22 protein-coding genes are annotated in these 25,686 nt (G+C 60.6%); 15 read left to right on the top strand and 7 right to left on the bottom strand.

What is annotated here, in order from left to right:
- The first annotated feature begins 31 nt into the window (after nt 1-31).
- Nucleotides 32-673 carry a LysE family translocator gene (locus AB1462_RS20170; protein WP_090407029.1) on the top strand — a complete coding sequence of 214 codons (642 nt, stop codon included), beginning with the start codon at nt 32-34 and terminating at the stop codon, nt 671-673.
- Here the strand turns inward: AB1462_RS20170 and AB1462_RS20165 are convergent.
- Nucleotides 648-5,909, bottom strand: a complete 5,262-nt coding sequence (locus AB1462_RS20165) for a DUF6543 domain-containing protein (RefSeq protein ID WP_367247739.1) — start codon at nt 5,907-5,909, stop codon at nt 648-650. The genes AB1462_RS20170 and AB1462_RS20165 overlap by 26 nt on opposite strands.
- Before the next feature lie 155 nt (nt 5,910-6,064).
- A complete protein-coding gene (uraH, locus tag AB1462_RS20160) occupies nt 6,065-6,448 on the bottom strand; it encodes a hydroxyisourate hydrolase (RefSeq protein ID WP_186731518.1) in 384 nt (127 codons plus the stop codon).
- Between the two features lie 350 nt (nt 6,449-6,798).
- Here uraH and puuE point away from each other — a divergent pair, with 350 nt between their 5' ends.
- From puuE to AB1462_RS20125, 7 genes are all read left to right on the top strand, one after another.
- Nucleotides 6,799-7,725, top strand: coding sequence for an allantoinase PuuE (gene puuE, locus AB1462_RS20155; protein ID WP_090407038.1), 927 nt, complete (start codon nt 6,799-6,801; stop codon nt 7,723-7,725).
- Nucleotides 7,722-8,237 (top strand): 2-oxo-4-hydroxy-4-carboxy-5-ureidoimidazoline decarboxylase, encoded by a 516-nt coding sequence (gene uraD / locus AB1462_RS20150; RefSeq protein WP_367247738.1) that lies wholly within the window; start codon nt 7,722-7,724, stop codon nt 8,235-8,237. Before puuE ends, uraD begins: the two co-directional genes overlap by 4 nt.
- 41 nt (nt 8,238-8,278) lie before the next feature.
- Nucleotides 8,279-9,274 carry an allantoicase gene (alc, locus tag AB1462_RS20145; protein WP_090407044.1) on the top strand — a complete coding sequence of 332 codons (996 nt, stop codon included), beginning with the start codon at nt 8,279-8,281 and terminating at the stop codon, nt 9,272-9,274.
- 85 nt (nt 9,275-9,359) lie between these two features.
- Complete coding sequence (locus AB1462_RS20140; protein ID WP_090407047.1) at nt 9,360-9,863, top strand: ureidoglycolate lyase; 504 nt, start codon at nt 9,360-9,362, stop codon at nt 9,861-9,863.
- Between the two features lie 51 nt (nt 9,864-9,914).
- Nucleotides 9,915-11,201: a urate hydroxylase PuuD gene (locus tag AB1462_RS20135; protein WP_090407050.1), complete on the top strand. Its 1,287-nt coding sequence runs from the start codon at nt 9,915-9,917 to the stop codon at nt 11,199-11,201.
- 195 nt (nt 11,202-11,396) lie between these two features.
- Nucleotides 11,397-12,746: a nucleobase:cation symporter-2 family protein gene (locus tag AB1462_RS20130; RefSeq protein ID WP_090407053.1), complete on the top strand. Its 1,350-nt coding sequence runs from the start codon at nt 11,397-11,399 to the stop codon at nt 12,744-12,746.
- 231 nt (nt 12,747-12,977) lie between these two features.
- Nucleotides 12,978-13,763, top strand: a complete 786-nt coding sequence (locus tag AB1462_RS20125; RefSeq protein ID WP_090407057.1) for an outer membrane protein OmpK — start codon at nt 12,978-12,980, stop codon at nt 13,761-13,763.
- A 109-nt stretch (nt 13,764-13,872) separates the two neighbouring features.
- On the opposite strand, the gene AB1462_RS20120 is transcribed toward AB1462_RS20125, so the two are convergent.
- Complete coding sequence (locus tag AB1462_RS20120) at nt 13,873-15,021, bottom strand: patatin-like phospholipase family protein (RefSeq protein WP_259192070.1); 1,149 nt, start codon at nt 15,019-15,021, stop codon at nt 13,873-13,875.
- Between the two features lie 29 nt (nt 15,022-15,050).
- Nucleotides 15,051-15,986 (bottom strand): lipid A biosynthesis lauroyl acyltransferase, encoded by a 936-nt coding sequence (locus AB1462_RS20115; protein WP_090407063.1) that lies wholly within the window; start codon nt 15,984-15,986, stop codon nt 15,051-15,053.
- A 119-nt stretch (nt 15,987-16,105) separates the two neighbouring features.
- On the opposite strand from AB1462_RS20115, the gene minC reads away from it, so the two are divergent.
- From minC to AB1462_RS20080, 7 genes are all read left to right on the top strand, one after another.
- Nucleotides 16,106-16,843, top strand: coding sequence for a septum site-determining protein MinC (gene minC / locus AB1462_RS20110; RefSeq protein ID WP_090407066.1), 738 nt, complete (start codon nt 16,106-16,108; stop codon nt 16,841-16,843).
- 200 nt (nt 16,844-17,043) lie between these two features.
- Complete coding sequence (gene minD, locus AB1462_RS20105; RefSeq protein ID WP_065927233.1) at nt 17,044-17,856, top strand: septum site-determining protein MinD; 813 nt, start codon at nt 17,044-17,046, stop codon at nt 17,854-17,856.
- Between the two features lie 3 nt (nt 17,857-17,859).
- A complete protein-coding gene (minE, locus tag AB1462_RS20100) occupies nt 17,860-18,114 on the top strand; it encodes a cell division topological specificity factor MinE (protein ID WP_003175252.1) in 255 nt (84 codons plus the stop codon).
- A gap of 96 nt (nt 18,115-18,210) precedes the next feature.
- Nucleotides 18,211-18,846 (top strand): RluA family pseudouridine synthase, encoded by a 636-nt coding sequence (locus tag AB1462_RS20095; RefSeq protein WP_090407068.1) that lies wholly within the window; start codon nt 18,211-18,213, stop codon nt 18,844-18,846.
- A 122-nt stretch (nt 18,847-18,968) separates the two neighbouring features.
- On the top strand, nt 18,969-20,258 hold the full coding sequence (locus tag AB1462_RS20090; RefSeq protein ID WP_090407071.1) for a M18 family aminopeptidase: 1,290 nt from the start codon (nt 18,969-18,971) through the stop codon (nt 20,256-20,258).
- Nucleotides 20,259-20,465: 207 nt separating this feature from the next.
- Entirely contained in the window at nt 20,466-20,642 is a 177-nt protein-coding gene (locus AB1462_RS20085; RefSeq protein ID WP_010208820.1) for a hypothetical protein, read from the top strand.
- 52 nt (nt 20,643-20,694) lie between these two features.
- Nucleotides 20,695-22,863 (top strand): mechanosensitive ion channel family protein, encoded by a 2,169-nt coding sequence (locus AB1462_RS20080; protein WP_090407073.1) that lies wholly within the window; start codon nt 20,695-20,697, stop codon nt 22,861-22,863.
- Nucleotides 22,864-23,015: 152 nt separating this feature from the next.
- On the opposite strand, the gene AB1462_RS20075 is transcribed toward AB1462_RS20080, so the two are convergent.
- The 3 genes from AB1462_RS20075 to AB1462_RS20065 form a co-directional block, all read right to left on the bottom strand.
- Nucleotides 23,016-23,237 (bottom strand): MbtH family protein, encoded by a 222-nt coding sequence (locus AB1462_RS20075; protein ID WP_017527671.1) that lies wholly within the window; start codon nt 23,235-23,237, stop codon nt 23,016-23,018.
- Between the two features lie 82 nt (nt 23,238-23,319).
- Nucleotides 23,320-24,714 carry an aspartate aminotransferase family protein gene (locus AB1462_RS20070; protein WP_259192073.1) on the bottom strand — a complete coding sequence of 465 codons (1,395 nt, stop codon included), beginning with the start codon at nt 24,712-24,714 and terminating at the stop codon, nt 23,320-23,322.
- 219 nt (nt 24,715-24,933) lie between these two features.
- Nucleotides 24,934-25,662 (bottom strand): dienelactone hydrolase family protein, encoded by a 729-nt coding sequence (locus AB1462_RS20065; protein ID WP_090407079.1) that lies wholly within the window; start codon nt 25,660-25,662, stop codon nt 24,934-24,936.
- Nucleotides 25,663-25,686 lie beyond the last annotated feature (24 nt).

Below are 25,686 nucleotides of genomic sequence, written 5' to 3'. Positions count from 1 at the left end.
GTGGGGCTTTTGCATGAAGGGAGAACTGTAAATGAACCTGGAAACCTGGCTGTTGTTCAGCGGCGCTGCTTTGGTGGTGATCCTGATTCCCGGCCCGCTGTCGCTGTTGATGATCAGCAACAGCCTCAACTACGGCCTGCGCCGTTCATACCCGGCGTTTCTCGGCGGCGTGTTTGCCTCGATCTGCCTGCTGAGCGCTTCGGCCCTGGGCCTGGGCGCCCTGCTGTTGGCGTCGGAGCAATTGTTCAGTGCCTTGAAGATCGTCGGCGCGCTGTACCTGTTTTACCTCGCCTGGCAGAGCTGGCAGCAATCTCGCCAACCTGCCCATGGCGCCGAAGTGCCACAAACGCCGCCGGTACCACGCTTTCGCGCATTGTTTGGGCGGGCCTTTGTACTGGGCGCGAGCAACCCCAAAGATATTCTATTTTTTGCCGCCTTCCTGCCGCAATTCCTCAGCAGTCAACAGCCGTTCCTGCCCCAACTGCTGATCATGATCGCCACCTGGACCGTTCTCGACCTGCTGTGCAAGCTGGCCTACGGCCTGAGCGCCCATGGTGCGGCGCGTTATCTGCGCAGCGGAAGGGGCCAGAGCTGGTTCAACCGGATCAGTGCCGGGTTATTCAGTGGCGCCGGGGTTCTATCGTTGCTCAAGGCGCGAGGGGGCTCACTTTGACGAAATAAACAGTGGGAGGGAGCATGCCCTTTTTCGGCCAGTGGATACCTGCCACGATCCGGGTCAAACGCTGTTCTCGCATCGCACTTCTAACTCCCGTAAAGGCAAGTGAATCGGGATTTTTCTTGATTGCGTAGTTCAACCACTCATCCGTAAACCGCCTCATCAACTTGATGCTCCCGTGCTCAATCCAATGGTAAGACACGTAATAGAGTTTGTTTGAGTTGGGATGCGTAGCAATCAACTCATGACTAAGGACATTAGCGCGCTTTACTTGCACGTCCTGGCAGTTGAAGCCTTGCTGCTCCAGCACCGTCCTGACTTGAGCACGCTGAGCGGTATTTCTCGCGGCAAGGACCTGCGAACCACCGGGTTTGAGCGTCGGGTCCAATGCGACAGACGGCCTGAAGTCAACGCGAGTGAAACCGGGTGCCTTGCCTTCGTAGCCGACGAAAACATTGGGCTTCACTTTGACGGCCCTCAACATTTGCAGCACCTCATCCGTCTGCCCAAGGCTGCCGGCAGCGGCGGGCAACCAGTTGTCCAGCGTCGCACGGATATTCAGCAGATGACTGGCCGTAACTGGGCGGGAAGCGTCTGCCAACTCAATCATCCTTACGACTAAAAATCTGCGGCTGTGGGTCGTCATGGTGGGGAAAGCCGTGCCCACAGAGTGCTCCAACGACCTGTGGAACAGCGGCGCATGGAGTTGCCACTCGCCGGTTGGGCCGCGCGACACCGGGATAGGCTGCTCAAGACGAGCGGCAGCGGTGCTTGTCCAACGCTCAATATCAACGTGCGCCTTTGAGACCAGCGGCTCATCCCTGGCGATAAAAGCAATCTTGTCCAATGGCGCTTGATCACCCTGGTAGAGCAACCGGTAATGCCCGGCCCCTGACTCTGTCGCAGTGTCATACCATGAGCCCACATAGATAGCGTCGTAGCTGAATCCTGGAGGCGCTATGTGTACACGGGATACCCCGTGCGCCGAAGGCGCCGCGATCTGGCCCTCGGATGCGTGAGTGCGCCAACTGAACCAATCGGTACCCGACACGGATGACTGATAAATTCGACTTTCCGTAGCACTACGGACAGTGGGTGGCCGCCAGTCCACCGGCTCGACCGATGCTCGCCACGGATGCAGTACCCCAGAACTTGGACCGGCCACTGGCGCATCCGCCCCCAACAGCACTTCCCTGGTCACAAGCACTTCCCTGTTCACAGAAGTATTCAAAATCAATTCATCCTCGCCCGGCGCCTCCTTGTTCTTCAGGCGAAAAGACCGTTCGTTGTCTCGTCGGTAAATGGGGATGTGGTGCGTATCATCTACGGTGAAGTACTCGCCGCCCTTCACGTAGATACCCTTTTCGCCCGGCCCTTTCAACGCAACGGCGTCCTGCGGTACACCCTCGGTCCTGAAACGCTCCAGGGGCTTGAGCCGGGAAATCGTTGATGGCGGCTTGGGCACATCGAAAACCCGGCCAACCTGCGAGACTGCCGCACGATGGATCCGATTCAGGCCGGTGCCTATCGAACCTATCCTCGGGCGAACCAATGTCCCGCTCTTGGGTTTGGGACCCGGTACAAAGTTCAGCAAAAGCTCCACCGCCAAAAAAATCGTACCAAACGCCACGTCCACCGCATCACGAGGATCACCACTGCGGTGATAACGTCGCGAGGTGAGCAGCAACTCATACAGTTGGTTACCTAAATCAAAAAGTGGTGAGCCGATAGACAACAACGCTCGCGTGCGAGTATCTCGTTCTTCCTTCCGGCGCTGTTCCCGGTACTTATCCAAGACCTTGTTGGAGTTACTGTTTGCCTGCGCTTGACGTTGCAGCTCAAACATCCAAGCCCGATACAACAGGGCCCCGGCATCGCAATGTGAGGTAGGCACCAGCGCTAACCAGTTCAGCGGGTCACTGGCAATCTGCTCAAGGGTCTGCTTTTCAATCTCATCGACATGTGCCGTGGGCACCAGGTGTTTGATCTTGAAAGAACGAACGAACTCAACGCCCCGCCAGATCCCCTGCAACATGTGAAAGCCGGGGATTAGCGAGAGGGGATTGAATAGAGGCTCTTCGAATGTTTCACCAGGATGATGAGTGATGACCTCGAACGCCCAACCGGGTGCGACCTGCCGAGCCAATGCCGTGACGTTACCGGGCAATGAGCCGATGCGATTGAGGTGCTCCCGAGCGTGTTGCAGACTGACGTGTTCGCTGATGCTCCTGGCATCCGGAGCGGCGGGCCAGTAGACCAGGCAGTGCTGGGAAAGCAGGTCATGAAACACCAGGATTCCGGCCATGTAGCGATCATGCTGGAGGGTATGGCCCACCAGATGAACCACATACAACTGCACTTGATGACCATGCTTATTCAAGTCTTGAGGGGTGCGTGCCGCCATTGCCGTATTGAATAGGCTCTGTGCACTCTCCGTCAGCCCCTGCTGCACCGCCGAATAGAGATTAGCCTCGGTACCTGCCTGTAAAACCCGCGTCAACAGTTCAGGCACACGTGAGTCGCTTAGCCGGCGCCTACCGACGTCGGCAGGGTAAAACACACTGCTGATCAACGCCTCATAACGCCCGCCGATATCCAGCGCAGACACCATACTGATCAAGTATTGGGGGGGCAGTTGCTGTTTCCAGGCCGGTTTCAGGTACTCGGCGTACTTGAAACGCCACCGTGTCGGCTTTATCTGCGGGTCTAAATTATGCAGTGCCAGTTGCAGCAGACTGAAGCGCGTACGCTCATCGCTTGGTGTCAGGATCTCCTTGCGATCCCCCACCGTACAGGCACTTTCCCAACCACAGAACCTGCCACTGACCTGGTCAGGCATCTCGATAAAGGGCGTGTCGATGTCCAGTTGCGGGTACAGGCCGTCCTCGCGCAAGCGGGCAATCAAGAGCTCGCGGGCGAAGGTCGGCAGATCCGGCAAACGCTGTTCCAGGCGGTCTTCAAACGCTAAGGCACTGCCCAGATAGCGACCTTGCAAATACTTGAAACGCTTACGCTGGCCCCCCGTCGCATCGGTGATCCAGGCCGGCATTCTTTGCTTCGCGGCCGCCGCTTTTCGCACCACATCGAAATCAGTCCGCGCTTGAACCAGAGCATCATTGGCTGGCGCGCTCAGGTGTTCATCCAGCTCGACCGCCAATAGCAGCCGGCTCAGTAGCGCATTATCGGTTTCACTGAAAATACTCGCGCCGCCATCAATGCTGCGATGCACAAGAATGTAGCTCTTGAGGAGCCTTTTGACGGCAAGCATCACAGGGTTCCCCTCAATCGGTTCGTAGCGCACTGCCAGGGTTTGGCAGGCTACATGCTCACGCACGGCCTTGCGTTTTTGCCGCGTGACATAGCGCCATAGCACCGACTCATCGCGGCTGCCAAGGCTGGCCTGGATGCCAAGGGTCAACGCGCCGAGACTGCCAAAGGTGACCACGCCGCCCTCACGCCCGAGCACACACAACACAACGGGCACCCGCCGACTGTGATCACTTACCGCTGCCGCAAGCGTGACCGCAAACACACTGTGCAGGGGGTGGTAGGTGTCGGCATCGGGCTCAGCCCCCACCAGCACCGATAACACGCGCGTTTCACTGCCCTGGCGTTTACTGGCTAGCGGCTTGTCCAGTACGTCTATCATCAGATCCAGATAGGTTTTGCTGATCAACTTGAGTTGGTGTTGCAACTGGATTTCACCGCGCAACCTGTCGATCCATACGCGGATAAGCGCGGTCACATGCCTAGGTTTACCGGTCGGCCGCGCCGCCCAAAATGCCACGTCGAAGAGTTGCAACTGCGCATCCTGTATCAACGTGCGCAAGGCAGCCGCCTGGACCTTGAGCTGATCCTCCAGCGCCACAAACTCTCGAAACGCTTGAGTATCCTCACCGGGATCCTGTGGATTGAGGAGAGTCATCAGCGCCCGTTCATAACGCTTGACCTGTTGCCGCGCTGTGTTCAAAGCCAGCCCCGGAGCCGTGCTGGCAAAGATAATTTCGTGGCGTCGCCGATGCTGATCCCATTCCAGCAATTCACGGCGGATACTCCCCAACCGGGCCCTGCCTACCCAATGTTTACGGGTGCCCTGGATGTAGGCGAGAAAACGCGCCGCATTCATCACTGAAGGCTCGCGCCTGCCAGAAAAAACCTGCGCGAGGTTGATCGACAACGCACAGGCCAACTCATTTTCCCATTGCCCATCCAGAACCGCCTGGGCGCTGATCGCCAACGCGTCGTCCCTCAATGCCAAACCGCGAACATTCGCCAGGCCAGTGGCGGCAGCGTCCTCAGCAGGCCGGCATACCTCATGCCGACGCCGCAGTGGCAGGCACTGCCACAGGTCGTCGAACAAGGCGCTATTGATCAGCGCCACCAGCCCACATTGCAACTGCTCGAAAGACGGGTACTCGTAGTAGTTGCGGTGCACACCCGGTAGATACATCACATGGGGCATACCCGCCGGGTCGCCCTCACGATAAATGTGCAGTGCGCCGGGGATCGGGGTCAGTCGCGTCTGCGCTCCTGGCCACATGACCTTGCACACCTGGAGGCTGGCCCATTGCTCGCCCGCGCGCCGACGAGCCTCAGCCGTCGGCGCATCCACCAGCGCCTGCACCATGACCAGTCCCGCACTCGACAGCTCGCCCAGTTGCCGCGCGACAAAGGCCTGGTCGGCGAACAGATGCTTGTACAACTCAACCCAGCGCTCGTTGCGTGTCAGCCAGGAGCCAGGAACCAGCGCCTGCCAGTAATCACTCTGCGCACGGGCGAGCCGCGCAAACAGATTGAGCGCAACGACCCGTTGCAACGCCTCCAGGGGGGTAAAGGGTACGCGGCGGGCTGGATCGTCCTTGAGGCTGAGCGCCGTGAATTGATTGACGTTGATCGACACGGAAGGCAGGACCAGCAGCCGCAACGTGCGGTCGGTCAAACTGTCGACTTTTTGCGCCGCGGCCGGCGGTTTGGGCTCGGTAAACAGCACGTTGTTCGGGTCCAGCCCAAAGGCCTTATGCAGCTCGGCGCGAATCACCCGCAGGACCTTGGGCGCGCCTGAGATCAGGCGGAACAGCCACTTTTGCGAATCGGCACAGCGCAGGTCGGCAATCGCCAGCCGATTGATCAGAAGGCTGGGAGGGTGGCTGGCGTTGATCCGTTGCGTCAGCTGGGTACGCATGGCCTGCAACTCATCGTCGTCGGGCACATCGGGGTCGTCAGGTAAGGTCACGGCGGTATCTTCATAAAGGAAAACACCTAGCCTATGCAGCGCTGACACGGATGAGGCGTTAGATAGTTGAACGCTGCCGCGAGCAAAAAAAAGCCCGCAGTGTGGGCGGGCGAAAAACCAACGAAGAGCTTGGGGGTGTGAAACGAGGTGACGCCTCAGCTACCGCGATAGGTGGAGTAGCTGTAAGGCGAAATCAGCAGGGGCACATGGTAATGCTCCTGTTCGGCGCTGATACCGAAGCGCAGCACCACGACATCCAGGAAGGCCGGCTCCGGCAACTGCACGCCACGGGCGCGGTAATAGTCACCGGCGCTGAATTGCAGTTGGTACACGCCACTGCGGTAGGCATCGCCTTGCAACAGCGGTGCGTCGCAGCGGCCGTCGCTGTTGGTCACGGCGGTGCTCACAAGCTCAAGCTGTGCGCCTTCGACGCGGTACAGCTCAACCAGGATAGCGCTGCCGGGGCAGCCGTGGGCGGCGTCCAGTACGTGTGTGGTCAGTCGTCCCATGGGGCGGGGCTCCCTTGCATGAAGTGAAATAGGCTGCACCTTTACGAGGCGCGAAAAAGCCGTGGACGCAACGATTAAGACACTTTTAATAAAAATTGTACACAATAAAAATCACAAAGTTTTGCACGCCCTTCGGCACCTCGATCATCCGCACGATTTCCCAGCAAGCCTTGCTTTTAAAAGACCTTTTGTCCGTTTACTGACCAACTGGGCAAGTTTCTTGCAGCGTTAAGCGGTGGCAACCGCGCGGAAAAAATGCGGAAATACAGGCTTACAAAGTGACCATCAAGTTGTATACAATCAGCCCATCGCTGTGACGCCACCCAGTCTTTCCGCTGGCCGCCACACACTTGCTACCACGAACAAGAAGGAAGACTGCAGTGAGCGCTGACTACCCACGCGACCTGATCGGTTACGGCAGTAACCCTCCTCACCCCCACTGGCCGGGCAACGCGCGCATCGCGCTGTCTTTCGTACTCAACTACGAAGAAGGCGGCGAGCGCAACATTTTGCATGGTGACAAAGAGTCCGAAGCCTTCCTCTCGGAAATGGTCTCGGCCCAGCCGCTGCAAGGCGAGCGCAACATGAGCATGGAGTCGCTGTACGAATACGGCAGCCGTGCCGGCGTGTGGCGCATCCTCAAGCTGTTCAAGGAATTCGACATTCCGCTGACCATCTTCGCCGTGGCCATGGCGGCCCAGCGCCACCCGGATGTGATCCGCGCCATGGTCGACGCCGGCCACGAGATCTGCAGCCACGGCTATCGCTGGATCGACTACCAATACATGGACGAGGCCCAGGAGCGCGAGCACATGCTCGAAGCCATCCGCATCCTCACCGAACTGACCGGTGAGCGCCCGTTGGGCTGGTACACCGGGCGCACCGGCCCCAACACGCGGCGGCTGGTGATGGAGGAAGGCGGCTTCCTGTACGACTGCGACACCTACGACGACGACCTGCCCTACTGGGAACCCAACACCCCCAACGGCAAGCCGCACCTGGTAATCCCCTACACCCTGGACACCAACGACATGCGCTTCACCCAGGTGCAGGGGTTCAACAAGGGCGATGACTTTTTCGAGTACCTCAAGGACGCCTTTGACGTGCTGTATGCCGAAGGCGCCGAGGCACCGAAGATGCTTTCCATCGGCCTGCATTGCCGTCTTATCGGCCGCCCCGCGCGCCTCGCCGCCCTCAAGCGCTTTATCGAATACGCCAAAGGCCATGACCAGGTGTGGTTCACCCGCCGCGTCGACATCGCCCGCCACTGGCATGACGTACACCCTTTTCAGGGTGCGGCCAAATGACTGCTTTCCAAACCCTGAAGCCCTCGACCTTGAGCCGCGACGCCTTCGTCCTGGCCTTCGCCGACATCTACGAACATTCGCCATGGGTGGCAGAAAAGGCCTATGACCTGGGCCAGGACGCCTCGATCGACCAGATCGAAACCCTGCATCAACGCATGAGCGACATCCTGTTAAGCGCCGATCACGCCAGTCAGCTGGCATTGATCAACGCTCACCCGGACCTGGCGGGCAAAGCTGCCGTCCAGGGCCAACTCACCCAAGCCAGCACCGATGAGCAAGCGGGCGCGGGGATTCACCAATGCACGGCCGAAGAGTTCGCACGCTTCACCGAGCTGAACGATGCCTACAAGGCCAAGTTCAAGTTTCCCTTCATCATGGCGGTAAAAGGCAGCAACCGGCACCAGATTCTCGCCGCGTTCGAAACGCGCATTCACCACTCGGTAGACACCGAGTTCAACTGCGCGCTGGCCGAGATCAACAAGATCGCGTTGTTTCGTTTACTGACCCTCTAAACGACCATCCCCAGCCACTCTATTTAAGGCAGACAAGAAGAATGAAAGCGCAACCCGTACCTTTCGAGAAGTTCGTCAACCTGGCCGACGCCCGCCTGGGCACCAAGATCATCTCCGTGACGGATGACTGGTTCGCCGACGCCAACCGCCTGTTCCAGCCGACCCCGGCCGTGTGGAAGGAGGGCGTTTTCGATGACAACGGCAAGTGGATGGACGGCTGGGAGTCGCGCCGCAAGCGCTTCGAAGGCTACGACAGCGCAGTGATCCGCCTGGGCGTACCGGGCTCGATCAAAGGCGTGGACATCGACACTTCATTCTTCACCGGCAACTACCCGCCGTCGGCGTCCCTGGAAGCCTGCTTCCTGGCCTCGGGCGAGCCTGACGACAACACCCAGTGGGTGGAAGTCCTGTCGGCCGTCGAGTTGCAAGGCAACAGCCACCATTACCACGAGATCAGCAACGACCAGGCGTTCAGCCACCTGCGCTTCAACATCTACCCGGATGGCGGCGTGGCCCGCCTGCGTGTATACGGCGTGCCGTTCCGCGACTGGTCGGCAGTGGGCGACAACGAACAGATCGATCTGGCGGCAGCACTGAACGGTGGCCGCGCACTGGCGTGTTCCGACGAGCACTTCGGCCGCATGAGCAACATTCTCAACCCAGGCCGTGGCGTCAACATGGGTGACGGCTGGGAAACCGCCCGTCGTCGTACGCCAGGCAATGACTGGGTGATCGTCGCCCTGGGCCACCCCGGCGAAATCGAGAAGATCATCGTCGACACCCTACACTTCAAGGGCAACTACCCGGACACCTGCTCGATCCAGGGCGCCTTCGTGAAGGGCGGTACCGACAGCCAGATCGAAACCCAATCGCTGTTCTGGCGCGAACTGCTGCCGGCGCAGAAACTGGAAATGCACGCAGAACATACGTTTGCCGAGCAAATCAAGGCGCTGGGCCCGATCACCCATATCCGCCTGAACGTGTTCCCGGATGGCGGTGTGAGCCGCCTGCGCGTACTGGGTAAAGTTTCGAAGTAAGCAGTGAACCCCTGTGGCGAGCGGGCTTGCCCCGCTCGCCACATGAACTGAATGACACAACACAGAATCCGGATAAGAGACAGCCATGCGCACACTGATGATCGAACCCCTGACCAAAGAAGCCTTCGCCCCTTTCGGAGACGTTATCGAAACCGAGGGCAGCGATCACTTCATGATCAACAACGGGTCGACCATGCGCTTTCACAAGCTGGCAACGGTAGAAACCGCACAGCCTGAAGACAACGCGATCATCAGCATCTTCCGCGCCGACGCGCTGGATATGCCGCTGACCGTGTGCATGCTGGAGAGACACCCGCTGGGCAGCCAGGCGTTCATTCCGCTGCTCGGCAACCCCTTTCTGATCGTGGTCGCGCCACTTGGCGATGCACCTGTATCAGGCTTGGTCCGCGCCTTCGTCACCAACGGCAGGCAGGGCATTAATTACCATCGCGGCGTCTGGCACCACCCGGTGCTGACGATCGAAAAGCGGGATGACTTCCTGGTGGTTGATCGCAGTGGCACAGGCAATAACTGCGATGAGCATTTTTTCAAAGAGGATGAGCGGTTGATCCTCGCCCCCCACCAATAAGAGAAGGCCGGATCACCCGACAACAAGGGTGACAGGCGAGAGGTAAAGACTGTGGAAGCACATCTGTTGGAATGGCTGAACCTCAGCGTGCGCTGGGTTCACATGATCACTGGCGTCGCCTGGATCGGCGCTTCGTTCTACTTCGTCTGGCTGGAAAACAACCTCAACCGCGTCAACCCCAAGGACGGCCTGTCCGGTGACTTGTGGGCGATCCACGGTGGCGGTATCTACCACCTGGAAAAATACAAACTGGCCCCGCCGACCATGCCGGACAACCTGCACTGGTTCAAATGGGAAGCCTATTTCACCTGGATGTCGGGCGTTGCGCTGCTGTGCGTGGTGTTCTACCTCAACCCGACGCTGTACCTGCTCGCCCCCGGCAGCAGCCTCAGTGGCAGCGAAGGTGTATTGCTGGGCATCGGCTCACTGTTCGCCGGCTGGTTCATCTACTCCTTCCTCTGCGACTCGGCCCTGGGCAAACGCCCTGCCCTGCTCGGTTTGATCCTGTTCGTGCTGTTGATTGCCGCCGCGTACGGCTTCAGCAAAGTGTTCAGCGGCCGGGGTGCGTACCTGCACGTGGGTGCGGTGATCGGCACCATCATGGTCGGTAACGTGTTCCGCATCATCATGCCGGCGCAGCGCGCGCTGGTGGCGGCGATCGCCGAGAACCGCACGCCCGACCCTACCCTGCCGGCCAAGGGTCTGCTGCGTTCACGGCACAACAACTACTTCACCCTGCCGGTGCTGTTCATCATGATCAGCAACCACTTCCCGAGCACCTACGGCAGCCAATACAACTGGCTGATCCTGGCCGGGATCGCGGTGGCGGCGGTGTTGGTGCGGCACTACTTCAACACTCGGCATAACAGCCAGAAGTATGCGTGGACCTTGCCGGTGGGTGCGTTGGCCATGATTTGCCTGGCGTATGTGACCGGGCCCAAGCCGGCCGAACCGATTGCCAAGGCACCTGCGGCCATCGAGTACCAACCGTTGCCGGAAACCGCCTTGGGCGGTGGCTTGAAACCCGCCGCGCCTGCTGCGACCGAACCTGCTGCAGCTGCGCCTGCCCAGGCGACGATTGATTTCGACAAGGTCCACGGGGTGATCCAGGAACGCTGCGCCGTGTGCCATTCGGCCAAGCCCACCAGCCCGCTGTTCAGCACCGCGCCGGCCGGCGTGATGTTCGATACCCCGGCGCAGATCCAGCAACAAGCGGCGCGTATCCAGGCGCAGGCCGTGGCGAGCCAGATCATGCCGCTGGGCAACATCACCCAGATGACCCAGCAGGAACGGGACTTGATTGGCACCTGGATCAACCAGGGGGCGCGGACCAACTAACAGATTCACATAGTTCCAATGTGGAAGGGGGCTTGCCCCCGATTGCTGTAGTTCAGTCAATGATGTTGTGAATGACACTCCGCTATCGGGGGCAAGCCCCCTCCCACATTTGGACATGCAGTGTTTTGAAGATTGAGTTGCACCCGGCAATTGAATGCCAAACAACACAAAAATAAAAAAGATCCGAGGTGTTGCATGACCGAGTTAGTCGAACCGCAGATTCCTGCCGCGCCCGCCATGGTGCGGCTGCCCCTCTTGCAACTGATTCTGGTAGGCCTGCAACACGTCTTGCTGATGTACGGCGGCGCCGTCGCCGTCCCCCTGATCATTGGCCAGGCCGCGGGCCTGAGCCGTGAAGAAATCGCTTTTCTGATCAACGCCGACCTGCTGGTAGCCGGTATCGCCACCCTGGTGCAGTCCTTCGGCATAGGCCCGGTGGGCATCCGCATGCCGGTGATGATGGGCGCCAGTTTCGCCGCCGTCGGCAGTATGGTCGCCATGGCGGGCATGCCCGGTATCGGCTTGCAGGGCATCTTCGGCGCCACCATCGCCGCCGGGTTCTTCGGCATGCTGATCGCGCCGTTCATGTCCAAGGTCGTGCGCTTCTTCCCGCCGTTGGTGACCGGCACCGTGATCACCGCCATCGGCCTGTCGCTGTTCCCGGTGGCCGTGAACTGGGCCGGTGGCGGCAGCGCGGCGGCCACCTTCGGCTCACCGATTTACCTGGCGATTGCCGCCCTGGTACTGGCCACCATCCTGCTGATCAACCGTTTCATGCACGGTTTCTGGGTGAATATCTCGGTGCTGATCGGCATGGGCCTGGGTTACGCCTTGTGCGGCGCCATCGGCATGGTCGACCTCAGCGGCCTGGCCCAGGCGCCGTGGGTACAAGTGGTGACGCCGCTGCACTTCGGCATGCCGACGTTCGAGTTGGCGCCGATCCTGTCGATGTGCCTGGTGGTGGTGATCATCTTCGTCGAATCCACCGGGATGTTCCTTGCGCTGGGCAAGATCACCGGCCAGGACGTCACGCCGAAAATGCTGCGTCGTGGCTTGCTGTGTGATGCCGGTGCATCGTTCTTCGCCGGTTTCTTCAACACCTTCACGCACTCCTCCTTCGCGCAGAACATCGGCCTGGTGCAGATGACCGGCGTGCGTTGCCGCTCGGTGACAATCATGGCCGGTGCCTTTCTGATTGTGCTCAGCCTGTTGCCCAAGGCCGCGTACCTGGTGGCGTCGATTCCTCCGGCGGTGCTCGGTGGTGCGGCGATTGCCATGTTCGGCATGGTGGCGGCCACCGGCATCAAGATCCTCCAGGAAGCCGACATCGCCGACCGTCGCAATCAGTTACTGGTGGCAGTGAGCATCGGCATGGGCCTGATCCCGGTAGTACGCCCGGAGTTCTTCGCACAGTTGCCACTGTGGATGAGCCCGATCACCCACAGCGGCATCGCCATGGCAACCCTCAGCGCGCTATCGCTGAATATCCTGTTCAACATCCTCGGCGGTGCTGAACGCCCTGTAGTCGGCCCCGCACACACCTGACGCATGCCCCATTGTCGCCCTGTGCGCGCTGTAACGGCGCACTTGAGCCCTGACGTGGGAGCCAGTATTCTCCGCGCCCGCTTGAATCGACGGTTGTTTACCGCCTTGGCGCGGGTCTTGCTGTAGCAATAAAGCTGACCATTCAGACCACTTTTATTACCACCCAAAGGCGCCGCACCAGAGCGTCTGCGTAGAAGAAAAACCATAAAACTTTAACTCGGGAGCAACCGAATGAAACCTATGTTCAAAGGCCTGATGCTGGCGGGATCCCTGCTGGCCGGCGGCCAGGCCGTGGCCGGTGACTTGTTGCAGTGGCAGAACAACAGCCTGACGTATCTGTGGGGCAAGAGCTTTACCGTCAACCCACAGATCCAGCAAACCGTCACGTTCGAACATGCCGATGCCTGGAAGTACGGCGACAACTTCGTCTTCGTCGACCGCATCTTTTACAACGGCAAGGAAGACGGCAACGTCGGCCCCAGTACGTATTACGGCGAGATCAGCCCGCGACTGTCGTTCGGTAAGATTTTTGACCAGGACCTGTCCTTCGGCCCGATCAAGGATGTGTTGCTGGCCTTCACCTATGAGTTCGGCGAGGGCGATAACGAGTCGTACCTGCTCGGCCCTGGCTTTGACCTGAACGTCCCGGGCTTCGACTACTTCCAGCTGAACTTCTACCAGCGCCAGACCGAAGGCAATCGCCCGGGTGACGGTGTGTGGCAGATCACCCCGGTATGGGCGTACACCCTCCCCGTGGGCAACTCCGACATCCTGATCGACGGCTTTATGGATTGGGTGGTGGACAACGACAAGAACGCCCGTGGCACTTACCACGCCAACCTGCACTTCAACCCGCAGGTCAAATACGACCTGGGCAAGGCGCTGCATTGGGGCGACAAGCAGTTGTATGTGGGGTTTGAATACGACTACTGGAAGAACAAGTACGGGATCGAGGATTCGGGCGCGTTCAAGACGAACCAGGACACGGCGAGCTTCCTGGTCAAGTATCACTTCTAAAAGCCACTGCAAGACAAATGTGGGAGGGGGCTTGCTCCCGATAGCGAAGTGTCAGTCACTCTATTTGTTGACTGACACACTGCTATCGGGAGCAAGCCCCCTCCCACATTCAGATAGGCGGCAGGCCCAGGAACCGGGTGATCTCTTCACGCTTGGCCAGCGCATCTTTCCTGCCCAACTCGATCAACTCGCTGCAATACCCCGCCTCGAACAGCAAGTAACTCAACACCCCCGCCCCGCTCGTCTTGGTCGCCCCCGGCCCACGCAGGAACAACCGCAACGCCGCCGGCAATTCCTGCCGATGCCTTGCCGCGATTTCGTCGATCGGCTGGCTTGGCGCAATCACCAGCACTTCCACCGGTGCCAGGCCACGGGCCGCGCTGTCGGCGGGCTGGTGATGGCTGAACTGGTTCAGACGCTCCAGCAATTCGATATCGCTTTCCAGGCTGTCGATGAAGGTGCTGTTGAGCATATGCCCACCGATCTGGGCCAGGGTCGGTTCCTGCCCGGTGTAGGTACGTTGCACCGCCGGCTCATTGCCTCGTGGGTTGCCGCTGACGCCCACCACCAGCACGCGGGTCGCCCCCAGGTGCAGCGCCGGGCTGATGGGCGCGGATTGGCGCACCGCGCCGTCACCGAAATATTCCTGGTCGAGTTTCACCGGGGCAAACAGCAAGGGGATCGCCGAACTGGCCAGCAGGTGTTCAACCGTCAGTTGCGTCGGCACGCCGATACGTCGATGGCGCAACCAGGCGTCGATGGTGCCGCCACCTTGATAGAAGGTCACCGCTTGCCCGGACTCGTAGCCGAAGGCCGTCACCGCCACGGCGTGCAGATGCTTGTGGCGGATAGCTTCGTCGATGCCATCGAGGTTCAACCGCTCGAGCAGCAGGTCGCGCAACGGTGAGCTATTGAGCAACGCCACCGGTACCTGGGCGCCGATGCCCAGCAGGCTGTGGATAAGGAAGCGGCTCGCCTGGCGGATCACCCCAGGCCAATCACTGCGCAACACCAGATGGCTGCGAAAGCCCTGCCAGAAGGCCGTAAGGCGCCCGATAGCGGCAGTGAAGTCCATGGCGCCGCTGGCCAGGGTCACCGCATTGATCGCGCCGGCCGAGGTGCCGACGATCACCGGAAAGGGGTTGGGTGCCCCTGGCGGCAACAGCTCGGCAATCGCCGCCAATACCCCCACCTGATACGCCGCTCGCGCCCCACCGCCGGAAAGAATCAAGCCTGTAACCGGTTCAGCTGGGCGCATTGCGTCACTCCATAGGGGGGAAGTCGGTCTTAGCGACGGCGTTTTTCGTACAGCTTGGGTTCGCCCGGGGGCCGGCTCTTGAAGCGGCGGTGGGTCCACAGGTATTGCTCGGGGCACTCACGCACCGAGGCTTCGACCCACTGGTTGATGCGCAGGCAGTCGACCTCATCGCTTTCGCCGGGGAAGTCAGTCAACGGCGGGTGGATCACCAGGCGGTAACCGCTGCCGTCCGCCAGGCGCTGCTGGGTGAACGGCACCACCAGCGCCTTGCCCAGCTTGGCGAACTTGCTGGTGGCGGGCACGGTGGCGGCCTGGATGCCGAACAGCGGCACGAAGATACTCTGCTTGGCGCCGTAGTCCTGGTCCGGCGCATACCAGATGGCGCGACCGGCGCGCAGCAGCTTGAGCATACCGCGCACGTCTTCGCGCTCGACCGCCAGGGAATCGAGGTTATGCCGCTCGCGGCCACGGCGCTGGATAAAGTCGAACAGCGGGTTGCCGTGCTCGCGGTACATGCCATCGATGGTGTGCTTCTGCCCCAGCAAGGCCGCGCCGATTTCCAGGGTGGTGAAGTGCAGGGCCATGAGGATCACGCCCTTGCCATCCAGTTGGGCCTGCTTGAGGTGCTCCAGGCCTTCGACATGGGCCAGGCGCGCCAGGCGCTGGCGCGACCACCACCAGCTCATGGCCATTTCAAAAAAGGCGATGCCGGTGGAGGCAAAGTTTTCCTTGAGCAGCTTCTTGCGCTCTGCGGCGGATTTTTCCGGGAAGCACAGTTCCAGGTTGCGTGCGGCGATGCGGCGACGTTCACCGGCCACTCGGTACATGCCCGCACCCAGCAGGCGACCAATGGTCAGCAGCGCGCGGTACGGCAGTTGGGTGACCAGCCACAGCAGGCCGAGTCCCAGCCATAACAGCCAAAAGCGCGGGTGAAAAAATACAGCTCGAAAACGCGGGCGATCCATTACAGATTCCGGGAAAGACAGGGCCGCGCATTCTACAACGGTTCGACTCGGCTTGCGGCCAGTGAGTGTTCTCGTTATAAGTCTCGACACTTTTCGTGACAAGCCGCTTTTTGCCGACCATGAGCCAAACCGAACCGCTAGACCAAGATCCCGTGTTCCAGCTGAAAGGCAGCATGCTCGCCATCACCGTGCTGGAACTGGCCCGCAACGACCTCGACGCCCTGGACCGCCAGCTCGCCGCCAAGGTTGCCCTGGCGCCAAACTTCTTCAACAACGCCCCGCTGGTACTGGCCCTGGATAAACTGCCGGCCGGCCAAGGCGTCATCGACCTGCCCGGCCTGATGCGTGTATGCCGCTCCCATGGCCTGCGGACCCTGGCGATTCGCGCCAGCCGTATCGAAGACATTGCCGCAGCCATCGCCATTGAACTGCCAGTACTGCCGCCGTCTGGTGCGCGTGAGCGTCCACTGGAACCTTTGGTCGGAGAGGTGGCGAAAAAACCGGAAAAACCACCGGAACCTACGATCAAGCCTACAAAGATAATCACCACGCCCGTACGCGGCGGGCAGCAGATTTACGCCCAGGGCGGCGACCTGGTGGTGATCGCCTCGGTCAGTCCCGGCGCGGAACTTCTCGCCGATGGCAACATCCATGTATACGGCCCGATGCGCGGACGTGCCCTCGCCGGCATCAAGGGTGATACCAAGGCCCGCATTTTTTGCCAGCAATTGACCGCTGAGCTAGTGTCCATCGCAGGCCAGTACAAGGTTTCAGAAGATTTGCGCCGTGATCCGCTGTGGGGGGCCGCGGTGCAGGTCAGCCTGTCGGGCGATGTGTTGAACATCATCCGTCTTTAACGGATACTGCCGCATTTTCCAAGCATCTCTAGACTCTGATAGCACAGCGAAACTGGCATTACTTGCGTAGGAATACATGAAGGTTGGCGTTTTTCCTGCGAAAACCCGTCTTTTTCCTACAAAGGCTGTCCGCCTGCGGCGAGTTCCAAGAGATGTTTTTCAGGGACTGAAAAGTCCTTTTTCCTTAGGGGTGAAACACCTTGGCCAAGATTCTCGTGGTTACATCCGGCAAGGGTGGTGTGGGTAAGACCACCACCAGCGCCGCTATCGGTACCGGCCTCGCTTTGCGCGGCCACAAGACAGTCATCGTCGACTTCGACGTCGGTTTGCGTAACCTCGACCTGATCATGGGCTGCGAACGCCGCGTGGTGTACGACTTCGTCAACGTGGTCAACGGCGAAGCCAACCTGCAGCAGGCCCTGATCAAGGACAAGCGCCTTGAGAACCTGTACGTACTGGCCGCCAGCCAGACCCGCGACAAAGATGCGCTGACCAAAGAAGGCGTAGGCAAGGTTCTTGCCGAACTGAAGGAAACCTTCGAATTCGTGGTGTGCGACTCCCCGGCCGGTATCGAAACCGGTGCTCACCTGGCGATGTACTTCGCCGATGAAGCCATCGTGGTGACCAACCCGGAAGTGTCGTCGGTACGCGACTCGGACCGCATGCTCGGCCTGTTGGCCAGCAAGTCCAAGCGCGCCGAGGAAGGCCAGGACCCGATCAAGGAACACCTGTTGCTCACCCGCTACAACCCTGAGCGCGTCAGCAACGGCGAAATGCTCGGTGTTGAAGACGTCAAGGACATCCTCGCAGTGACCCTGCTGGGCGTGATCCCGGAATCCCAGGCGGTGCTGAAGGCTTCCAACCAGGGCGTCCCGGTGATTCTTGACGACCAGAGCGACGCCGGCCAGGCGTACAGCGATGCGGTTGATCGCTTGCTGGGCAAGACCGTGGAACATCGCTTCCTCGATGTTAAGAAGAAGGGATTCTTCGAGCGTATCTTTGGAGGCAACTAAACAATGAAATTTCTCGACTTCTTTCGCGCCAACAAAAAGCCAAGCACCGCGTCGGTCGCGAAAGAGCGTCTACAGATCATCGTGGCGCACGAACGCGGCCAACGCAGCACCCCGGACTACCTGCCCGCCTTGCAGAAGGAACTGGTGGAGGTGATCCGCAAGTACGTCAATATCGGCAACGATGACGTGCATGTCGCCCTGGAAAATGACGGCAGCTGCTCGATCCTGGAACTCAATATCACCCTGCCTGATCGTTGATCGAACAGGCGGCCGCCACGGCGGCTCGGTCACCTTGATTCCCTTACGGGAACCGGGTGGTCGAGCCGCCGTTGGCGTTTGTTACGAGGCTGTTTAATGCCGCTGTCCACTATTCATATCCTGCATCAGGACGACGCTGTCCTCGTGGTGAACAAGCCGACCCTGTTGCTCTCGGTGCCTGGCCGCGCCGACGACAACAAGGACTGCCTGATCACCCGCCTGCAGGAAAACGGCTACCCCGAAGCCCGCATCGTCCATCGCCTGGACTGGGAAACGTCAGGGATCATCCTGCTGGCCCGGGACGCCGATACCCATCGCGAACTGTCCCGCCAGTTTCACGACCGTGAAACCGAAAAGGCCTACACCGCTTTGGCCTGGGGCCAGCCGGAACTGGACAGCGGCAGCATCGACCTGCCCTTGCGCTACGACCCGCCGACCAAACCCCGCCACGTGGTGGACCACGAGTTCGGCAAGCACGCGCTGACCTTCTGGAAAGTCCTGGAACGTTGTGGCGAGTGGTGCCGCGTCGAGCTGACGCCGATCACCGGGCGCTCACACCAGTTGCGTGTGCATATGTTGTCCATCGGCCATCCGTTGCTGGGTGATGGTTTGTATGCCCACGAACAGGCCCTGGCTGCGTGGCCGCGCCTGTGCCTGCACGCGAGCATGCTGAGCTTCACTCATCCGCAAAGCGGTGAGCGCTTGCGCTTTGAGTGCCCTGCACCGTTCTAAAGCTGCAAATGCATTCAAATGTGGGAGGGGGCAAGCCCCTCCCACATTTAGTTCTGCATCAGTTCTCGCCACCGAGTTAAACCAATACGGTAAACTCCGCGCATTGCTGTCTGGAGCTATTTATGCGCGAAGCGTTGAATCAAGGCCTGATCGATTTCCTCAAGGCCTCCCCTACTCCTTTTCATGCCACAGCCGCCCTGGCCCAGCGCCTGGAAGCGGCCGGTTTCCAGCGCCTCGACGAGCGCGAAACCTGGACCACCGAAGCCAGCGGTCGCTACTACGTGACCCGCAACGACTCCTCGATCATCGCCTTCAAGCTCGGCCGCCACTCGCCGCTGCAAGGCGGGATTCGCCTGGTCGGCGCCCATACCGACAGCCCGTGCCTGCGGGTCAAGCCCCAGCCTGAGCTGCAACGCCAGGGCTTCTGGCAACTCGGCGTGGAAGTCTACGGTGGCGCGCTGCTGGCGCCGTGGTTCGACCGCGACCTGTCCCTGGCCGGCCGCGTCACCTTCCGTCGTGACGGCAAGGTCGAAAGCCAGCTGATCGACTTCAAGCTGCCCATCGCCATCATTCCCAACCTGGCCATTCACTTGAACCGTGAAGCCAACCAGGGCTGGGCGATCAATGCCCAGACCGAGTTGCCGCCGATCCTCGCGCAATTTGCCGGTGATGAGCGCGTGGACTTCCGTGCCGTGCTCACCGAACAACTGGCCCGCGAACATGGGTTGAACGCCGATGTGGTGCTCGACTACGAGTTGAGCTTCTACGACACCCAGGGCGCCGCCGTGATCGGCCTCAATGGCGACTTCATCGCCGGCGCGCGCCTCGACAACCTGCTGTCGTGCTACGCCGGCCTGCAAGCCCTGCTCACCAGTGAGACCGACGAAACCTGCGTGCTGGTGTGCAACGACCACGAAGAAGTCGGTTCCTGCTCGGCCTGCGGTGCCGATGGCCCGATGCTGGAACAGACCCTGCGTCGCCTGCTGCCTGAAGGCGATGAATTCGTACGCACCATCCAGAAATCCCTGCTGGTGTCGGCCGACAATGCCCACGGCGTACACCCCAACTACGCCGACAAGCACGACGCCAACCACGGCCCCAAGCTCAATGCCGGCCCGGTGATCAAGGTCAACAGCAACCAGCGCTACGCCACCAACAGCGAAACCGCCGGGTTCTTCCGCCACTTGTGCATGGCCGAAGAAGTACCGGTGCAGAGCTTCGTGGTGCGCAGCGACATGGGCTGCGGCTCGACCATCGGCCCGATCACCGCCAGCCACCTCGGTGTGCGTACGGTTGACATTGGTTTGCCAACGTTTGCCATGCACTCCATTCGCGAACTGTGCGGCAGCCATGACCTGGCGCATTTGGTGAAGGTGTTGGGCGCGTTCTACGCCAGCCACGACCTGCCCTGATCCAAAAGGCTGAATACAGCCAGAAATGTGGGAGGGGGCTTGCCCCCGATGCGGTGGGTCAGCTAAAAACAAGCTGACTGACAGACCGCTATCGAGGGCAAGCCCCCTCCCACATTTGGTTTTACGTACACCTGATCTATATCACCTGCATTTCCCGCAATCCGACCTAGACTTGTCAGTATTCCCACTCCGACAAGGCCGTCGCCCATGATCTCCATGTCCTCTTTCCACGCCATGCTTATCCCTATTCTGATCGGCATGATCATGCTCGCGGTCGGCTTCAATTTTCGCGACAAGCCCCTGGGCGTGTTCGGCATGTGGATCGGTATGCTGCTGATCCTGGGCACCGTGGTGTACAAGATCCTCGCCAAACTGGCCGAATGACGATTGCCCTCGTACACTCGCTCAACCCGTCGTTTTCAAGGTTGACCGCCTCGTGCTTTCCCGTCTGTTTGCCCTGCCCTGCTGTTTCCTGATCGCCCTGCTCACGCTGCTGCCGCTCACACCCGCCCAAGCGGTGGGCTTGCCTGGGCTGCTGGGCAGTACCAGCAAGACCCAGCCCCAGGCCGAAGTGCCGTTGGGGCAGTCGCTGGACGAGGTGATCAAGACCCTGGAAAACGACCAGCAACGCACGCAGTTGCTGAGCGACTTGAAGAAGCTGCGCGCCGCCACCCAGAAAGCCCAGCCCGTCGCCGAGCAAGGTGTGCTCGGGCTGATTGGCAGCACGCTGTCAGGCCTGGAGCAGCAGTTCTCCGGCGCCGACAGCCCGCTGGGGCGCTGGTCGAATGAAATCGACCTGGCCAAGGATGAGTTCAGTGCGTTGATGCTGCCGGCCAGCGAATGGGTGCCGATCATTTTCGGCTTTGCGGTGATCCTTGCGGTGTGGAGCCTGCTGGCTGCCGCATTGATCTGGCTGAGCCACCGGGTACGCGAGCGCTTCGGCCTGCCCGAGGAGTTGCCGCAACACCCGCGGACCTGGGACATGCTGCGCTTCGCCCTGCGCAAACTGGGGCCCTGGCTGATCGCGCTGGTGATCACCGTTTACCTGAGCTACGCCCTGCCCTCGTCCCTGGGCAAATCCTTGGCGATGGTGCTGGCTTACGCCTTGGTGGTCGGCACCTGTTTCTCGGCGATCTGTGTGATTGCCTTCTCGGTGCTCGACGGCCCGCACCGCCACCGCGCCCTGTATATCCTGCGCCACCAGGCCTTCCGCCCGCTGTGGTGGATCGGCAGCTTCGCCGCCTTTGGCGAAGCCTTGAGTGATCCACGGTTGGTAATCGCGCTCGGCCAGCACCTGGCCCACACGGCAGCGACCATCGCCAATGTGATGGCCGCGCTGTCCACTGGCGTGTTTATCCTGCGTTTCCGTCGGCCGATCGCCCACCTGATCCGCAACCAGCCCCTATCACGCCGCCTGACCCGTCGCGCCCTCAGCGACACAATCGAGATCATCGGCACGTTCTGGTACATCCCGGCCCTGCTGTTGGTGGGTATCTCGCTGTTCGCCACCTTCGTCTCCGCCGGAGACACCAGCACCGCCCTGCGCCAGTCGCTGTTGTGCACGGTGTTGCTGGTGTTGTGCATGGTGATCAACGGCCTGGTGCGTCGCCATGCGCTCAAGCCGCAACGTGGGCACAAGCGCCATGCGCTGTACTCCGAACGCCTGAAAAGCTTTGTCTACACCCTCGCCCATCTGGTGGTGTGGCTGGTGTTTATCGAACTGGGGCTGCGGGTCTGGGGCCTGTCGCTGATTCGCTTTACCGAAGGCGATGGCCATGAAGTCAGCGTCAAGCTGTTTGGCCTGGGCGGCACGCTGCTGTTTGCGTGGCTGATCTGGATTCTCAGCGACACCGCGATCCATCACGCCCTCACCCGCTCGCGCAAAGGCCTGGCCAATGCCCGCGCGCAAACCATGATGCCGCTGATCCGCAACGTGCTGTTCGTGACCATTTTTATCATCGCCGCCATCGTCGCCCTGGCGAACATGGGCATGAACGTCACGCCACTGTTGGCCGGTGCCGGTGTGATCGGCCTGGCAATCGGTTTTGGTGCGCAATCACTGGTGGCGGACCTGATCACCGGCCTGTTCATCATCATCGAAGACTCCCTGGCGATTGATGACTACGTGGACGTCGGCGGCCACCTCGGTACCGTCGAAGGCCTGACCATCCGCACCGTGCGCCTGCGCGACATTGACGGCATCGTGCACACTATCCCGTTCAGCGAGATCAAGAGCATCAAGAACTACTCGCGGGAGTTCGGCTACGCAATCTTCCGAGTGGCCATCCCCTACAACATGGAAATCGACGACGCGATCAAGCTGATGCGCGATGTCGGCCAGAAAATGCGCAACGACCCGCTGCAACGCCGCAATATCTGGTCGCCGCTGGAGATTCAGGGGGTGGAAAGTTTCGAGTCGGGCAGTGCGATCCTGCGCGCGCGATTCAAGACGGCGCCGATCAAACAGTGGGAAGTGTCGCGGGCGTTCAACTTGTCGCTCAAACGTCATCTGGACGAAGCCGGGCTGGACCTGGCGACGCCGCGCTTGAGTGTGCAGGTGGTGACGGGGGCTGCGGGTGGGTTGGAGAAGGGCAAGAACGCCTAGGCAATGTGTTATTGCGTAAATACCGTCTTACCCAACACCGCGCAAATCCGCAGCTGTCGAGCCCCGGCGAGGCTGCGTCGGCCGCGACTTGATCCTGAATCGGCAGTGCGCCTGACGCAGCCTCGCTTGCGCTCGGCAGCTGCTACCGACCATTAGGCCAGTGCAGCGCCGTCCATCTTCTGGCGCAGGCTCAACGGACGCATATCGGTCCAGGTTTCTTCGATGTAGGCCAGGCACTCTTTCTTCAGGCCACTCTTGCCCACGGTGCGCCAGCCTTCCGGCACGGCCTTGTAGTCGGGCCAGATGGAATACTGTTCTTCATGGTTGACCACTACCTGAAACAGGATGTCGTCGCGGTCAAATACTGAGGTCATTGCTGTTCTCCATCGTTCAAAGGCTGGCTGCGCACCACGCGCAGTGCTGATATTGGTAGAAACGTACCAACACGCTGAAAAATTAGAGGCTCGCGACAGCTGCCGCCAGGGCGCGCCCGAAAATCTCGGCCACGCGGTCGATTTCAGCGGCGGTGATCACCAGTGGCGGCAGGAAACGCACCACGCTGCCATGCCGCCCGCCCAGTTCGAGGATCAGGCCGCGCTTGAGGCATTCGCGCTGTACCAGCGGTGCCAGCTGGCGATGCACTGGCGGGTGGCCCTGAATATCCGGGGTGCCGTCCGGGTCCACCAGTTCAACGCCGAGCATCAGCCCGCGCCCGCGAATATCCCCCAGGTGCGGATAGTCACGCTGCAGGATGCGCAGGTGTTCGCCGAGGCGCTCGCCCATGGCCGTCGCATGGCCGGCCAGGTCGTGCTCCTTGAGGTAGCGCATCACCGCCGAACCCGCCGCCATGGCCATCTGATTGCCACGGAACGTCCCGGCATGGGCGCCCGGCAGCCAGGTGTCGAGCCAGTCGCGATACACCACCACCGCCAACGGCAGGCTGCCGCCGATGGCCTTGGACATCACCACCACATCCGGAATGATGCCGGCGTGTTCGAAGGCAAACATCTTGCCGGTACGAGCGAAACCGCTCTGGATCTCATCGACGATCAAGGCCACACCCGCCTGCTCGGTGATGCGCCGCAGGCCGCGCAGCCAGTCGAGATCGGCCGGGATCACCCCGCCCTCGCCCTGCACCACTTCGACAATCACCGCCGCCGGCAGCAACACCCCGGCTTCCGGGTCGTTGAGCAGGTTTTCCAGGTAATGCAGGTTGACCCGCACACCTTCTGCACCGCCGAGACCGAACGGGCAACGGTAGTCATAGGGAAATGGCAAAAACTGCACGCCATTACCGAGCAAGGCACCCAAGGGTTTTTTCGGCCCCAGGCTGCCCATCAGGCTCAACGCGCCCTGGCTCATGCCGTGATAACCGCCCTGGAACGACAGCACCGTACTGCGCCCCGTGGCGGTGCGCACCAGCTTCAACGCCGCTTCCACGGCATCGGTACCGGTGGGGCCGCAGAACTGGATCCTGGCTTCCCGCGCCAGTTCCGCCGGCAGCAGGCCGAACAGGTCCTGCACGAACTGGTCCTTGACCGGCGTGGTCAGGTCCAGGGTATGCAACGGTAATTCGTCGTTCAGCACTTGCTGGATGGCCTGGATCACGACCGGGTGGTTGTGCCCCAACGCCAGGGTGCCGGCGCCGGCCAGGCAATCAATGAAACTGCGGCCTTCCACATCTTCCACGTAGATCCCCTTGGCGCGCTTGAGCGCCAGGGGGATGCGCCGTGGGTAACTGCGGGCGTTGGACTCCTGCTGGCGCTGGCGGGCCAGCAGCGGGCTTTCGTCGAACTGATAAAGCGTTTCATGCACCTGGGTATCTTCGATACGGCTGGTAGCGACTGACATCTCTCGATCCCTCAATACGCGGATGATGGTGACCAAACTGCCGATCCGTTGGCGTCTGGCCCAAGGGCATGCGCACGGATTTCCTGTTATGGAAACGCACCAGCTTCAAGCGGATTTAGGGGCTGATGTCGGTAACTGATGTATGAAGATCCAAATGTGGGAGGGGCGGTGCGACGATTCGACTTGCCCCCCAATGAGGCCGGAACAGACGCTGAAGATTTAGCCCTTGAACACTTCATCCAACAAGTTATGCATCGACCGGAAGGCCCGTGCAGCAGTCTTCGCGTCATACATCATCTTGCCTGGCACATTGGCATCCGGGTCGGTGAAGGAATGCACCGCACCGCCGTAGCTCAGCAATTGCCAATCCACGCCGGCCGCGTTCATTTCATCTTCGAACGCCGGCAGTTGCTCTTTCGGCACCAGCGGGTCGGAAGCCCCGTGCAGCACCAGCACTGAACCCTGGATGTTTTTCGCATCTGCCGGATTCGGCGTATCCAGAGTGCCGTGGAACGATACGGCAGCCTTCAACGGCGCACCGGTACGCGCCAGTTCCAGGGAGCAGCAACCGCCGAAGCAGAAACCAAAGGTGGCCAGTTTCGAGGTATCCACCGCCGCTTCGGTCTGGCCCTGCAGTTGCTCAAGGGCAGCCTGCATGCGCTTGTTCAGCAACGGGCGATCATTCTTCAACGGCATCATTGCCGCACCGGCTTCATCGCCATTCGACGGGCGCACGGTTTGCCCGTAGAGGTCGGCGATCAGCACCACGTAGCCCTTGGCGGCAACGCTCTTGGCGATCTCTTCGGCACCCGCACTTACACCCATCCAGTTCGGCGCCATCAGCAGGCCGGGCAGTGGGTTCTTCTGGCTGGCATCGAACGCCAGGCGGCTTTCATAAGACTGGCCATCAATCTGATAGACCACGGAACGCACAGTGACTTGGCTCATCATTTACTCCAGTTGAAGATCAGT

The organism is Pseudomonas sp. SB113, assembly GCF_040754745.1.
GTDB classification, from domain to species: domain Bacteria; phylum Pseudomonadota; class Gammaproteobacteria; order Pseudomonadales; family Pseudomonadaceae; genus Aquipseudomonas; species Aquipseudomonas grimontii.
This window is presented reverse-complemented; position numbering and strand designations above follow the sequence as displayed.